General features: G+C 73.3%; 8 protein-coding genes. 3 read left to right on the top strand and 5 right to left on the bottom strand.

Annotated elements, in window-relative coordinates:
• Positions 1-262 precede the first annotated feature (262 nt).
• Positions 263-817 (bottom strand): MarR family winged helix-turn-helix transcriptional regulator, encoded by a 555-nt coding sequence (locus ACY34M_RS38285; protein ID WP_462720671.1) that lies wholly within the window; start codon positions 815-817, stop codon positions 263-265.
• A 134-nt stretch (positions 818-951) separates the two neighbouring features.
• Here ACY34M_RS38285 and ACY34M_RS38280 point away from each other — a divergent pair, with 134 nt between their 5' ends.
• Positions 952-2,226: an MFS transporter gene (locus ACY34M_RS38280; protein WP_462720672.1), complete on the top strand. Its 1,275-nt coding sequence runs from the start codon at positions 952-954 to the stop codon at positions 2,224-2,226.
• 4 nt (positions 2,227-2,230) lie between these two features.
• Here ACY34M_RS38280 and ACY34M_RS38275 read toward each other — a convergent pair whose 3' ends face one another.
• Together ACY34M_RS38275 and ACY34M_RS38270 are read right to left on the bottom strand one after the other, a co-directional pair.
• Positions 2,231-3,913, bottom strand: a complete 1,683-nt coding sequence (locus ACY34M_RS38275) for an ATP-binding SpoIIE family protein phosphatase (protein WP_462720673.1) — start codon at positions 3,911-3,913, stop codon at positions 2,231-2,233.
• A 157-nt stretch (positions 3,914-4,070) separates the two neighbouring features.
• Positions 4,071-5,498 carry an NAD(P)/FAD-dependent oxidoreductase gene (locus ACY34M_RS38270; RefSeq protein ID WP_462720858.1) on the bottom strand — a complete coding sequence of 476 codons (1,428 nt, stop codon included), beginning with the start codon at positions 5,496-5,498 and terminating at the stop codon, positions 4,071-4,073.
• A 375-nt stretch (positions 5,499-5,873) separates the two neighbouring features.
• Between ACY34M_RS38270 and ACY34M_RS38265 the strand changes: the two genes are divergently transcribed.
• The gene (locus ACY34M_RS38265; RefSeq protein ID WP_462720674.1) at positions 5,874-6,638 is read left to right on the top strand and encodes a TetR/AcrR family transcriptional regulator; all 765 of its coding nucleotides are present in this window, start codon (positions 5,874-5,876) and stop codon (positions 6,636-6,638) included.
• Positions 6,639-6,921: 283 nt separating this feature from the next.
• Positions 6,922-8,811: a sigma-70 family RNA polymerase sigma factor gene (locus tag ACY34M_RS38260; RefSeq protein WP_462720675.1), complete on the top strand. Its 1,890-nt coding sequence runs from the start codon at positions 6,922-6,924 to the stop codon at positions 8,809-8,811.
• A 10-nt stretch (positions 8,812-8,821) separates the two neighbouring features.
• On the opposite strand, the gene ACY34M_RS38255 is transcribed toward ACY34M_RS38260, so the two are convergent.
• On the bottom strand, positions 8,822-12,148 hold the full coding sequence (locus ACY34M_RS38255; protein ID WP_462720676.1) for an AfsR/SARP family transcriptional regulator: 3,327 nt from the start codon (positions 12,146-12,148) through the stop codon (positions 8,822-8,824).
• Positions 12,149-12,269: 121 nt separating this feature from the next.
• The gene (locus tag ACY34M_RS38250) at positions 12,270-14,363 is read right to left on the bottom strand and encodes an asparagine synthase-related protein (protein WP_462720677.1); all 2,094 of its coding nucleotides are present in this window, start codon (positions 14,361-14,363) and stop codon (positions 12,270-12,272) included.
• Between the last annotated feature and the right edge of the window lie 115 nt (positions 14,364-14,478).

Below are 14,478 nucleotides of genomic sequence, written 5' to 3'. Positions count from 1 at the left end.
CGGGGCTTGTCCTCGCGGCTGTTGGGCCGTTCCGACGTTCCAAACTTTAGCGGATTCCCCGTCCCCGAGCTAATCGGGGGTTCGGAATTGAATTCGGGCATGCCGAATAGAATCCCGGTTGGAAGGTCGTGCTGAGGTTTGGTGCCGCTGAAGCGGCGAAGTTGCTGTCGCAGAACCGTTACGGCCCCGTGGCAACTCGAAGTACCTTACGGACCGGCCGAGGGCGTGTCAACCTTCCCCGGCGTCGAACTTCAAGTGGTTTTCAGTCGAGGTCGTTGAGGCGGCCGCCGGCGTCCGGCTGGGCGTCCTCCACCCGACGTAGAAGACGGGTGAGGACCTCGCCGAGGGCGCCGCGCTCGGCTGCGGAGAGGTCCTGGAGGAGGTCCTCCTCGAAGACGGTGGCGAGGCGCATCGCCTCCAGCCACTTCTCGCGGCCCTCCGCGGTCAGCTCCACGATGACGCGGACCCGGTTGTTCTCGTCGCGGTCACGGGTGACCAGGCCCTCCTGGACCATGCGGTCGATGCGGTGGGTCATCGCGGCGGGGGTCAGGCCGAGGCGCTTGGCGATGTCGCCGGGGCCCAGCCGGTAGGGAGCGCCGGAGAGGACGAGGGCCTTGAGGACCTCCCAGTCGGTGTTGCTGATCCCGATCTCGGCGGTCTGGCGTCCGTACGCCACGTTCATGCGGCGGTTGAGTCTGCCGAGTGCCGAGACGATCTGCTCGACCTGGGGGTCGAGGGCCTGGAACTCGCGCTGGTACGCGGCGATCTGCTCTTCGAGCGTCGGCTCGGCAGCCGGCGCGCCTTGGGTGTCCGCCATGCCGCGCAGTATGGCACGACCTTGGTTGGCGTTGAAGTCCTTGGGTGTGTACTCTTTAGCTTCTAACTTTAGCTTCGAAGTCTTCAGGGGTAAGGCCCCGAGCAGTGAAAGGGCAGGTGAAAGTGACCAGGGCGATGGGCGCTGCGATGCGCCGGATTCAGGTGGGAAGCGCGCTGAGCGCGTTCGGCATCGGCTTCACGGTTCCGTTCCTCTACGTGTACGTGGCGGAGGTCCGGGGCCTTGGCTCCAGTGCGGCGGGCATCGTGCTCGCCGCGTTCGCCATGGCCGCCCTGGTCGCCCTCCCCTTCGTCGGTCGCGCCATCGACCGGCGCGGTCCGCTGCCCGTACTCGTCGCGGCCTCGGTCGTGGCGGCCGTGGGCGCGGTCGCGCTCGGGTTCGCCACCAATGAGCCGGCCGCCATCCTCGGCGCCGCGGTGCTCGGTGCGGGTACGGCGGTGCTGCAGCCGGCCCTCGCGACGATGATCGTGTGGTGCTCGGCGCCGGAGACGCGGACCCGTTCGTTCGCCACGCAGTTCTTTCTGCAGAACCTGGGGCTCGGTATCGGCGGGCTCATCGGCGGACAGATCGTGGACGAGTCCCGGCCGGACAGCTTCCTGCTGCTCTTCGGCATCGAGGCCGTGATGTTCCTGGTGCTCGCCGGGATCGTGCTGACCGTGCGGATGCCGCAGGCCCCCGCGCTCGCCGAGGGCATGCCGAAGGGCGAGGGCCACGGGGGCATGCGGGCGCTGCTCGGGCACCGGGCGATGGTGCAGCTGTGCGTGCTGGGCTTCGTCCTGTTCTTCGCCTGCTACGGGCAGTTCGAGTCGGGTCTGAGCGCGTACGGCGTCGAGGCGGCCGGGATCTCGGCGTCCACGCTCGGCATCGCGCTCGCCGCCAACACGGCGATGATCGTGGTCGCCCAGTTCGCCGTGCTCAAGCTGGTCGAGCGCCGCAAGCGCACGCGGGTGATCGCCGCGGTGGGTCTCATCTGGACCTTCGCCTGGCTGGTGGCCGGGTACGCGGGGCTCGGGCACGGCAGCCAGGCGATGGCGACCGCCGCGTTCATCTCCACGTACGCGCTGTTCGGCCTGGGTGAGGCGATGCTGTCGCCGACCGTGGCGCCGCTCGTCGCCGATCTCGCTCCGGCCGGTTCGGTCGGCTCGTACAACTCGGCCTTCGCGCTGGTGAAGCAGCTCGCGCTGGCGGTCGGGCCCGCGGTGGGCGGGCCGATGGGCGCGGCGCTGCACGGGCCGTACATCGTGACGTTCGTGCTGTTCTCGCTGGCGATCACCGTGCTGGCGCTGCGGCTCGGCAAGCGGCTCACGCCGGTGCAGGACCAGCCGTCGCTGGCCGGCACCCGCGTGGTGATGCAGAGCTCGCCGGAGCCCGCCGCCGTCACGTCCGGCTGAGCCCTCACGCCGGGGGCGGTTCCTGGCCCTTGCCGGGTGGGAGGACGAACTCGCACCACACGGCCTTGCCGCCGCCCGGCGTGCGCCGCGATCCCCAGTTCGAGGCGATCGTGGCGACGATCGCGATGCCGCGCCCCGTCTCGTCCGCCGGTTCCGCGCGGCGGCGGCGCGGCAGGTGGTCGTCCCCGTCGGTCACCTCGATGATCAGGCGGCGGTCCGTGCGGCGCAGGCGCAGCCGCATCGGCGGGGTGCCGTGCTGAAGCGAGTTGGCGACGAGTTCGCTGGCCGCGAGGACGCCCAGGTCGTGGAGTTCGTCGGCGAAGCGCCAGCTGGTGAGGACGCCGGACGCGAAGGCACGCGCGCGTGGCGCCGCCTCCACACCACCGAGGAGTTCGAGCGCCGCGTTGCGGAAGCGCTCGCCCTCGGTGCCCTTGCGGGCCGGGTGCTGGAGGACCAGCACCGCGACGTCGTCGTCGTGGTCGGCGGTGACACCGGCCGCGCGGATCAGGCGGTCGCAGATCACCTGGGGTGTGCCGGTCGCGCCCGCCAGGGCGTTCTCGAGCGCGGCCACTCCCTCGTCGATGTCCTCGTCGCGCCGCTCCACCAGGCCGTCGGTGTAGAGGACCGCCGTGGATCCGGCACCGAGCGGGACCGATCCCGAGGCGTGCAGCCAGCCGCCGGTGCCGAGCGGCGGCCCCGTGGGTTCGTCGCCGCGGTGGATCCTGCCGTTCTCGTCGCGTACGAGGATCGGCAGATGGCCCGCGGACGCGTAGACGAGGCGGCCCTCGTTCGGGTCGTGGACGGCGTAGACGCAGGTGGCGATCTGATGCGGGTCGATCTCCGTAGCCAGCCCGTCGAGCAGCTGGAGCACCTCGTGCGGCGGGAGGTCGAGGCGGGCGTAGGCGCGGACCGCGGTGCGGAGCTGGCCCATCACCGCCGCCGCTCGCACGCCGCGGCCCATGACGTCCCCGATGACGAGGGCCGTGCGGCCGCCGCCGAGGGTGATCACGTCGTACCAGTCGCCGCCGACCGCTGCCTCGGTGCCGCCGGGCTGGTAGGTGGCCGCAATGCGCAGATCGTCCGGTTCCTCCAACTCCTGGGGCAGGAGCGAGCGTTGGAGCGTGACCGCCGTCTCGCGCTGTTCGCGCTCGCTGGTGCGCAGGCGCTCGGCCGCCTCCGCGTGGTCCGTGACGTCCGCCGCGAAGACCAGCACACCGGGGCCCTCAGAGGTCTCCAGCGGGGTGCAGGTGACGGTGTACGAGCGGCCTCCGGACGTCTTACGGGACTTGACCGTGCGGGGCTTGGCGCTGCGCAGGACCTGGTCGAGGAGCGGCAGCAGGCTGAGTTCGTCGAGCTCGGGCAGGGCCGTGTGCGCGGGTTCGCCCGTGGGGCGCTCGCCGAAGGCCGCGACGTAGGCGTCGTTGACGTACTCGACGCGGTGGTCGGGGCCGTGCACCAGGGCGACGAGGGCGGGGATGCGGTCGAGGACCTTGCGGACGTGCAGCTCGTCGACGCCGCCGACGGCTGCGGCCGCGCCGCTCTCGTCGCGTGGCTCCTCTTCGGACAGGTGCTCGGCGCGGGCCGCGGGCACCGCGCCGTCGCCCCGCTGGTGTCCACTGTGGTCGGCCCGCGCCGCGGCGCGGCGCTGCGTTCCGGGGAGCCGGGCGCTCCAGCGCGTGAAGTTCACAGGGGGAAAGCCTCGTGGGGTCGAGGGCGGGCGAGGGGCCCGCCCAGGGTCGTGGACCAGTCTGGCCGACCGTACTGACAAACGTCAGACGCCGGTCCGTGGGCGGGAGTTCCACGCTCCGGTCACCGGTGGTGCGTCGGGTCCTTCAACGGCTCGCTCAGGGCGATCCCTTCGGGTTTTCCGGGGGTCCCGGCGGGGTGTCGCGGGTGGGTCCTCCAGATGGGTCCGTAGGGGGGACCGTCCCGGCCGCGAGTTCGAACTCGGCGCGGGGCCGTTCCAGCGAACCCAGCGAGACGATCTCCCGCTTGAACAGGCCGGAGAGCGTCCACTCGGTCAGGACGCGGGCCTTGCGGTTCACGGTGGGCACCCTGCTGAGGTGGTAGACGCGGTGCATGAACCAGGCAGGGTAGCCCTTCAGTTTGCGTCCGTAGACATGCGCGACGCCCTTGTGGAGTCCGAGGGAGGCCACCGAACCGGCGTACGCGTGCTCGTAGTCGGCGAGCGGTTCGCCGCGCAGGGAGGCCGTGATGTTGTCGGCGAGGGCGCGGGCCTGGCGCACCGCGTGCTGGGCGTTGGGCGCGCACTCCGTGCCGGGTTCGCCGGCGGTGATGTCGGGGACGGCCGCGGCGTCGCCCGCGCCCCAGGCGTGCGGGGCGCCGTCGACGGCGAGCGTGGCGGTGCACTTGAGGCGGCCGCGTTCGGTCAGCGGCAGGTCCGTGGCGGCGAGCAGCGGGCTCGGTTTGACGCCGGCCGTCCACACGACCGTACGGGTGGGGAAGCGGGAGCCGTCGCTGAGCACCGCGACGCGGTGCTCGCAGGATTCGAGGCGGGTCTCCAGGCGCACGTCGATGTTGCGGCCGCGCAGTTCGCGGATCGTGTACTGGCCCATTTCCGGGCCCACTTCGGGCAGGATCCGGCCCGAGGCCTCCACGAGGATCCACTTCAGGTCCTCGGCCTTGACGTTGTGGTAGTGCTTCGCCGCGTACCGGGCCATGTCCTCCAGTTCGCCGAGCGCCTCCACGCCCGCGTAGCCGCCTCCTACGAAGACGAAGGTCAGCGCCGCGTCGCGGATCGCCGGGTCGCGGGTGGAGGAGGCGATGTCGAGCTGTTCGATGACGTGGTTGCGCAGGCCGATGGCCTCTTCGACGGTCTTGAACCCGATGCCGAAGTCGGCGAGCCCGGGGACCGGGAGGGTGCGCGAGATCGAGCCGGGCGCGAGGACCAGTTCGTCGTATGTGAGGGTGGCCGCGCCCGTGCCCTCCTCCTCACTGGCCAGCGTCGTGTACGTGACGGTGCGCTTGGCGTGGTCGATGGAGCGCGCCTCGCCGACGACGACCTGGCACTGGTCGAGCGCGCGGCGCAGCGCGACGACGACGTGGCGCGGCGAGATGGATCCGGCGGCGGCCTCCGGCAGGAAGGGCTGATAGGTCATGTACGGGTCGGGGGTGATCACGACGATCTCCACGGCACCGCTCTTGAGCTCCGGTTTGAGCTTCTTCTGGAGCCGCAGAGCCGTGTACATCCCGACGTAACCGCCGCCGACTACAAGAATGCGCGCAGGTTCCCTCACCCTCCCATGACGCATCGGGCCCATGCGTTTGTCCACAGCCCCGACCATTTGTATGACGACCGGAAGTACCCTTCCCGGCCCGGCTGCGGGCCTGCGCGCGCGTTAGCTGCGCAGGTCAGGGTTGGAAGCGGGGGCGCGGGGCGGGTCTTCGGGCGGAGTGGCCGTCATGGCGCAATCCAGTACTTCCTTCTTTCGAGGGGCACCCGGTGCGGAACCTGCCTCTTCTGAATCGCCCCCCGCTGAACTATGTTCGTCTCCTGTCGGGGTGTCCGGGGGGATACGCGGGCGGATCGGGAAGCGGTCCTGGAAATCGCTGTCAGTTCCTGCGCCTCCGACAGACAATGGCGGGGAGTGTCTCCGGGGGGAGACGTCATTACCGGGGGATCACATATGCACATTCAGGACTCTCATTGGACCTCGACCTCTGCCGTCGCGCCCGCGGGCGCCGGCGCAGGGGCCAACGGGCGTGGGGCGGGCGACAGTTCGCGCTCCACGCCGCTGCGGGTGGACGCTCAGCGCAATCTGGAGCATGTGCTGCGCGCGGCCAGGGAGGTCTTCGGCGAGCTGGGGTACGGGGCGCCCATGGAGGACGTGGCGCGGCGCGCTCGCGTCGGGGTGGGCACGGTGTACCGGCGTTTCCCCAGCAAGGACGTACTGGTGCGACGGATAGCCGAGGAGGAGACGGCTCGGCTGACCGATCAGGCGCGCACGGCGCTCGGACAGGAGGACGAACCGTGGTCGGCGCTCTCGCGCTTCCTGCGGACCTCGGTCGCCTCGGGCGCGGGCCGGCTGCTGCCCCCGCAGGTGCTGCGGGTGGGGGTCGCCGACTCCGATGAGGGCGCGCGCGACGAGGTGCGCGTCCCCGAGCAGCGCGCCGCGACACCGGAGCTGCGGCTGGTCGAGCAGCGGCCGGGTGTCGGTGGCGAGGGCCTGCCCGCGGACGACGCGGGGGCCGCGGCGCTCCTCGAGGTCGTGGGCCGGCTCGTGGATCGCGCGCGGGAGGCCGGTGAGCTGCGCTCCGACGTGACGGTGTCGGACGTACTGCTGGTCATCGCGACGGCGGCCCCGTCGCTTCCGGACGCCGCGCAGCAGGCGGCGGCCTCGTCCCGGCTGCTCGACATCCTGCTCGAAGGGCTGCGCTCGCGGCCCGCGTGACCGAGCGGCAACCGGACAAAAAAGATGGACCGGACAAGGTCGGACCGGCCGAGCCCCCGCCGGAACGACGACGTCACCGCGGGTTGACCACACCGTCACTCGCGGTCAACCCGCCGTCCGGGCACGGCAGTTGGGGCTTCCCCGAACGAGTGATCCTTAGGGATTGCGTACGCGAAATCTCCACGGATGAGTGGTTGCCGTGCAGCACCCGCTGCGGGGCCCCTCCCGTGTGGCACTCTTTCCCGGTGATCGGGTCAGAGTGGGCGGTCGGGGGCATTCCGCAATGAGCGTTGACGGGCGCGACGAGCAGCGGCCCGAGGGCGGCGGCACAAGCGCCGAGAACCCTCGCCCGCAGCAGGTACCGAGCCAGGGCGGTCCGGGGCGCACGCCCGCCGAGCAGCCGCCCGTCCAGACATCCGTGCCGTCGCAGCGCGAGAGCGGCTCGTCCGGGGCCGCCGACGGCGAGGTCCCCGCGTCCGACGCCGATCTGATCGGCCGCATGCGCGCGGGCGACGACAGCGCCTACGAAGAGCTGTACCGCCGCCACTCCGCGGCCGTGCGCCGCTACGCCCGCACCTGCTGCCGCGACGGGCACACCGCCGACGACCTGACGGCCGAGGTCTTCGCCCGCACCCTTCAGGCCGTCCACAGCGGCAGCGGCCCCGAGCACGCGGTGCGCGCCTACCTGCTGACCACGGTGCGCCGCGTCGCCGCGAACTGGACGAAGTCGGCGAAGCGCGAGCACCTCGTCGACGACTTCGCCGTGTTCGCCACGCAGGACGCCCGCTCGCGGGAGGCCAGCGACGACGACACCCTCGACCTGGGCGCCGACGTCCGCGCGATGCACGAGGCCGAGCAGTCGATGGCGATGCAGGCCTTCCGCTCGCTGCCCGAGCGCTGGCAGGCCGTGCTGTGGCACACGGAGGTCGAGGAGGAGTCGCCCAGCGACGTCGCCACGCTCTTCGGGCTCGACGCCAACGGCACGCGCGTGCTCGCCAAGCGCGCCCGCGAGGGCCTCAAGGAGGCCTACCTCCAGGCCCATGTCTCGACCACGCTCACCCAGTCCGAGGAGTGCGCCCGCTACGCGGACCGGCTCGGTGCCTACGCGCGCGGCAGTCTGCGCACGCGGGCGGAGCGCGGCCTGCGCAAGCACATGGAGGAGTGCGCCAAGTGCCGCCTCGCGGCCGGCCAGCTCAAGGAAGTCGCCAGCGGCATCCCCGGTGTCGTACCGATTGCGGTCATCGGCTGGTTCGGCGCCGCCGGGTACGCGAAGGCCGCCGCGTTCATCGGCGGTGGTGCCGCGGGAGCGGCGGGCGCGGCCGGGGCCGGTGCGGCCGCGGCGACGGGCGGCGGCTCCACGAGCGGTGCCGCCGGCGGCGCGGCGTCCGAGGGCCTTGGCGCCCCCGCGAAGGCCGGGATCGCGGCCGGTGTGGTGGCGGCCGGTACCGCCGTCGCGCTGGCGATCGCGCTCACCGGTGACCCGCAGCCGAAGCCGGAGGCGCACAAGAAGTCGCCGCCGCCCGCCGCCCAGCCGATCGAGCCGAAGAAGCCGAAGCCCGAACCGAAGAAGCCGACGCCGGAGCCGAAGCCACCGGTGGCCAAGCCGACACCGCCACCGCCGAAGCCCGCTCCCAAGCCGACGCCGAAGCCCACGCCCAAGCCGACGCCCCCGAAGCCGAAGCCGACCCCGAAGCCCACGCCGCCCAAGCCGACGCCGAAGCCGACGCCCCCGCCGGCACCGGCCGTCTATCCGGTCAACGAGCTGAAGTACGACACCCTCGGCGACGGCTCGGATCCGGAGATCCGACTCGGCGAGAGCAGCTGGGTGTGGCAGCGCTACGGCCTGTCGATCGACGGCAAGCAGTACGCGAAGGGCGTCACGACGCACTCCGAGTCCTCCGTCACCATCGACCTCAACCGCAGCTGCACGGCGTACGACGCCTATGCCGGGGTCGACGACATGACGCTCGGTCTCGGCGCCGTCCGGTTCTCCGTCTACGTCGACGGGGCGCGGGCCTGGAGTTCGCCCGTGGTCAAGGGCGGGTCGCCCGCGGTACCGGTGCATGTGAACGTGTCCGGGGCGAAGACGATCCGGCTCGTGGCCGAACCGGACAGCCCGGCCGATGCGGTGGCGCTCGCCGACTGGGCGGAGTCCCGCTTCACCTGCAGCTGATCACCCGGCGTCAGTCACCCGTACCGGCATCGGTGTCGGCGTCGATGTCGGTGTCGATGTCGGTGTCCGTGTCGGCGTCGGCGTCGATGTCGGCCGAAAGCTCCGCCAGGAGCTGCTCGTGCGTGAGCGTGCCGCCCACTACCCGCTCGGCCTCGTACCGCTCGTCACCGAGCTCGGCCCGCGCCCGGTCGTCCTCGCCCTGGTACTCCTCGCGCTCGGGCATCGACCTCGGCAGACCGGCGCGCATCCCGTCGGCGGCGGCGAACAGGCGCACCGCGCGCGCCGTGTCTCCGGCGCGCGCGTGCAGCTTCGCTCCGACGTCGACGAGGCCCGCGGTCACCGACTCGGCGATCAGTCCGAGCGCCTGGTCGCGCAGCAGGCGGACCAGCTGCGCGAGGGCGGCCTCCGGGCCCGACTCGGCTGCCGTGATGCGCACGTCGACCCCGCCGAGGGCCGCGACGAACTGCGGTGGCGGCGTGCCGCCCGCGGCCACCGCGCGCGCGGCGTCGCAGTGCTCGCGCGCAGCGGCAACGTCGCCGTCCGCCAGCATCAGGTACGACCACAGCAGCCGCGCGAAGGCCGCCGTGTCCACCACCCCGTACCGCTCGGCCTCGTCGGTCGCCATGTCGAGCGTCTTCTGGGCGGTGGCGCGGTCGCCCGCGCGGAAGGCGATCTCGGCGAGGCGCGCCATGAGGAAGGGCGACTCGGCGTACGCCCCCACTTCGTAGGCGAGCAGCAGCGCCTCCTCGTACTCGCCCTTCGCCTCCTCGAACCGGCCGCGCCCCATGGCGGCCTCGCCCGCGGCGCTGCACACCTGGGCCCGCATCCAGCGGTCGCCGACGCGGCGGCTCAAGGCCCGCAGCTCGGCCAGGTCGTCGTCGACACCGCTCATGTTGCCCGGCATGTCGACCGCCATGTGCGCGCGGAACATCAGCGTGACGCCCAGCTCCCATTCGCCGCCGAAGCGGCGGCAGTTGGCGACGGCGGCGTCGAGGTCGGCCCGTACGTCGCGCCCGTCGAGGAGGAACAGCGTGAACGGCCAGATGATGCCGGGGAAGCGGGCTCCCTGCGGGTTCGGCGGCTCGAAGACCTTCTGCACGCGCAGCGCGTACGCGCGCTGCTCCTCATCGGCGAGGGCGGTGTGCGGATAGACCTCGGAGCGCAGGAACAGGGCGAGCAGCCGCAGGTTCATCTGCGGCCAGTACAGCGGGTCCCCGGGGTCGTCGGGGAGCTCGTGCTCCGGCAGCATCGCCACGATGCGCTCGACCCAGTTCGAGCCCTCGTGGCGGTAGTTGCGCAGCCACCAGAACCAGCCCACGTTCAGCACCAGGGCCATCGCCGACTCCAGGTCGGCCGTCCCGGGGCCCGAGCTGACGCGGGTCAGCGCCGCGCGGATGTTGTCCAGCTCCGTCTCCAGGCGCTGGATCCACGGGAGTTGCTCGGCGGAGCGCAGCTTGGGGTCCGCCTCCTCGACCAGCGCGCGTACGTAGGCGATGTGCCGCCGCTCGGCCGCCGCGAGCAGCCCGGGGTTCCCGGCGGCGCGCTCCGTCGCGTACTCGTGGATGGTCTCCAGCATGCGGTAGCGCATCCCGGCGTCGCGCTGCTCCTGCTGGGGCGCGGCGACGAGCAGGGACTTGTCCAGGAGGGAGCCGATGACGTCGGCGGCCTCTCCGGCGGAGCACACGGCCTCCGCCGCCTCCAGGTCCCAGCCGCCCGCGAAGACCGACAGCTCGCACAGGGCGGTGCGCTCCTGCTCGTCGAGCAGGTCCCAGGACCAGTCGACGACCGCGCGGAGGGTCTGCTGGCGGGGCAGCACCGTGCGGCTGCCGCCGGTCAGCAGGCGGAAGCGGTCGTCGAGCCGGTCCGCGATCTGGCGGGGCGTGAGCAGTCTGAGGCGGGCCGCGGCCAGCTCGATGGCGAGCGGCAGCCCGTCGAGGCGGCGGCAGATCTCGGCGATGGCCGACTGGTCCCGGCCGGGGTCGAAACCGGGGCGGACCGCGGCGGCCCGCTCGGCGAACAGGCGGTGGGCGGGGTCCGGAGGAAGCGGCTCGACGGGGCGCACTGACTCCCCCGGTACGCCGAGGGGTTCGCGGCTGGTGGCGAGGATCGTGAGGCCGGGGCAGCGCGTGAGGAGGGTCTCGGCGAGCTGGGCCGCGGCGCCGATGACGTGCTCGCAGTTGTCAAGGATCAGGAGCAGGCTGCGGTGGGCGCAGTGCTCTACGAGGAGGCTGGTCGGGTCCGTCTGGGGACTCGACAACTCGTTCGTCATCAGGACCGTCTCGCGCAGGTCCAGGGCGCTGACGACCGCACCCGGCACCGCCCCCGGATCGTCGAGCGGCGCCAGCTCGACCAGCCAGGCGTGGGAGAGGGACGCTGCGGCCTCCTCCGCGAGGCGGGTCTTGCCGGAGCCGCCGGGGCCCGTGAGGGTGACCAGGCGTGCTCCTCGCAAGTGGGAACGGATGGCCGCGAGTTCGGGTTCCCGCCCGACGAACGAGTTCAGCCGGGGGCGGAGGTTGCCGGTTCGGGGGCGCGGGGCGAACACATGGAGCCCCTGCGGCGATTGAGCAGCGGGGCCCGGGGCAGAGCCCCGCGACGTCGCCCCCGGCTGGGCGCTCGGGGCGGGGGCGTTCAGCAACTCCATGTGCAAAGCGGCGAGTTCCGGCCCGGGGTCCGTCCCCAGCCCCTCCGCCAGCACACACCGCGCCCCCTCATACGCGGCCAGCGCATCCGCTCCGCGCCCCGCGTCCCGCAGCGCACGGATCAACAGGGCGTGCAGCGGCTCGTCGTACGGGTGCGCGGCGGTCAGCTCCCGCAGTTCCGGTACGAGGTCGTGGGCGCGGCCCAGGCGCAGGTCCGCCTCCACGCGCGCGCGGGTGGCGTCCTGGCGGCGGGCCTCGTGGCGGGTGGCGGCCGGGTCGTCGGGGAGGTCGACGAGGGCCGGTCCGCGGCACAGCGCGAGTGCTTCCCGCAGCGTGCGGGCGGCGGTCTCCGGGTCGTCCGCGGCGAGGGCCGCGGTGCCCTCACGGGTCAGGCGCTCGAAGACGTACAGGTCGATGTCCTCGCGGTGCGCGGCGAGGCGGTAGCCGCCGGCCTCGGAGGTGACGGCCTCCTTGCCGAGTGCGCGGCGGAGCCGGCCGACCAGGGCCTGCAGGGCGGCCGGGGCGTCGGCGGGCGGGTCGGCGGCCCAGACCTCGTCGATGAGCGCGTCCGTGGGGGCGGTGTGCGGGGTGTGCAGGGCCAGCGAGGCGAGGAGTGCGCGCAGCCGCGGGCCGCCCACGGGTACGGGGGTGCCCTCGTCGTCGTATGCCTGTGTGGTTCCCAGGATCTTGTACTGCACTGAGGCATTGTCGCCGCCCCGCGGCTTCAGGGCCCAGTTTTTTGCCCCGCCCGGCCGTCGGCCCCCGGTGGCCCGCCCGGCCGTGGGTGCGCCGTGGCCCGCCCGGTCCCGCTCGCGGCGGTTACCTCGGTCCCGCTCCCAGGGCGCGCTCCGGGACGACGCTTCCCGTCGGCACCGCACGCGCGCGTGCGGGGGTGCCGGTCCAGCAGGTGCCGCGCCGGGCGAGGAGGCGGCGCAGCCACAGTTCGAGGGCGACCAGCTCGGCCAGGCCGTCGAGCGGCAGCGGTTCGCCGTCGGCCGCGGCGCGCACGGCCTTGCGGACGACGCGGGCCTCGACCAGGCCCGTCTGGGCGAGCAGCGGTGTGTCGAAGAGGCCGATCAGGTGGTCCGCCGCGAGGCGCAGTCCCGCGCGGGTCGCGGCGGACGACGAGGCGTGGGAGGGGGCGCCCCAGCCGGACGGCAGTTCGCTGACGCCCGCGCCTTCGAGGACGCGGCGCAGGATCTCGGCGCGGGCCCCCGGCTGGACGCGCAGCGCCTCGGGCAGGGCGCGGCAGGCGCGGACGACCTGGTTGTCGAGGAAGGGGGCGTGCAGCCGCTGGAAGCGGACCTCCGCGGCCTGTTCGAGGATGCGCAGGTCGGCGGCGTGCCGGGCGAGGCTCGCGCGGGCCCGGAACTCGCCGGGGCGCTGTCCGGGGCCCGGTCCGGGGCGGGACGTGCCGTCGTGGAGACGAACCGATACTTCAGCGAGCGCCTCCCCGGTCAGCCAGCGCGCCGCCGGCCCGGGTCTCGCCCACGCGAGGGCGGCGAGCGAGGCCCCCACGGCGCCGCCCGGCTCTTCGAAGCTGCGTTGCAGGAGGCGGCTGGAGAGCCCTTCGAGGCCCGCCTTGTAGGGCGTACGGGCGAGTTTCCTGGCCGCTCCGTAGACGCGCGCCGGCACGCTCAGCGAGCCGTCCACCTTCGTGAGCGCGGCCATGGGGCGCACCATGTGGCGCCTGCGCCGGTCCATCAGCAGGTCGGCGAGGCGCGCCGGGTGGGCGTCCAGGACCTGGCGGGCCCCGTAGCCGGTGAAGTGGTCGGCGCTTCCGGAGGTGAGGCGGGCGCGGTGGCGGGCGGCGGTGACCAGGGACGGGCTCGGCTCGTCGGTGAGCGGTCCCTCCAGCTCGGCGTACGGGAGCGCCTCTTCGCCCGCCGCCACCACGACGTGGTGGAGACGCGGGTTCGCCGCGAGCGCCCCCGCCCTCGCCAGCTCGGCCTCGTGCTGGTCCGCCCGCGACGAGCGGTCGTTGAAGGTGACGGCCAGGAGGCGCTCGCCCGCGCCCGTGCCGTGCCCGAGGATCGTGCCGGGCATGCCGGGCAGTCCCGCCGCGAGGAGGGCGAGGGTGCCGGACGCCGGGCCCCCCGAGACGTCGGCGCCGATGCCGGGCACGGGCATGCCGCGGGCGGCCCGCCGCTCGGCGGGGCCCATGCCAGGCACGGGGCCGGGGTCCAGGTCGGTGCCGGGCACGTGCCGGGGCGCCGCGAGGCGGGTCCGCACGGCGTCCACGAGAGCGTCCCTGACGTCGTCCACGGCGCGGTCGGGGTCGACGGGGCCCGCGCCCACGGCGAGCGACGCCACGGGCTCGTAGCCGGCGATCTCGCGGGACCCGGCGCGCAGGATCAGCGCGTGGCCCGGCGGGATGCGGTGCACGCCCTGGTACGGGGTCGAGTCGTGCAGCGCCTCCGGGACGTCGGGCGCCGCGAGGAGCGCGGCCAAGTGCCCGACGTCCAGGTGGGCTTCGATGAGGTCGGCGAGCGGGAGCGCCGCCGTCGCGTACGCGGTGCCGCCCGCCCACGGCGTGTGGAACACCGGGCGCGCGCCCGCGAGGTCGCCCACCACCGTGACGCGGCGGCCCACTTGGACGACCGCCGTGTAGCTGCCGGGCCAGGCCGTGAGGTGGCGCAGGGCGCCGCCGCGCGCCGCGAACAGGCCCACGCGCAGCTGCTCGTCGGAGGCGCCGCACACGCCGAGGACCGCGATCCGGGTCTGGTCGTCGGCCTTCACGATGCGCACTTCGTCGGGGCGCCAGTCGCCGACCGCCCACAGCGGATCCGGATCGCCCCAAAGGAGTTGGGAACCCACCGGATGGACCGTTTCGCCCTCTGTCCCCATGGCGCCCGCGGAGCCGACGGCAACGGGCCCGGTGGCGGCACTGCTCCACCCCACCAACCAGCGCATCGCCGCCTCCACACACTGTGGACAACACAAGGGATCCCCATGCTGCCACGAAGGCGGCGCCAAGGAGGGCGCAAGTGGAGAGCGGAAAATGGCGTACGCTCCCCCTAATGCGCCC

Source organism: Streptomyces sp. EDA2-14, assembly GCF_054963755.1.
Note: the sequence above shows the minus strand (reverse complement) of the source record. Positions and strands in the feature narration are given on the sequence as shown.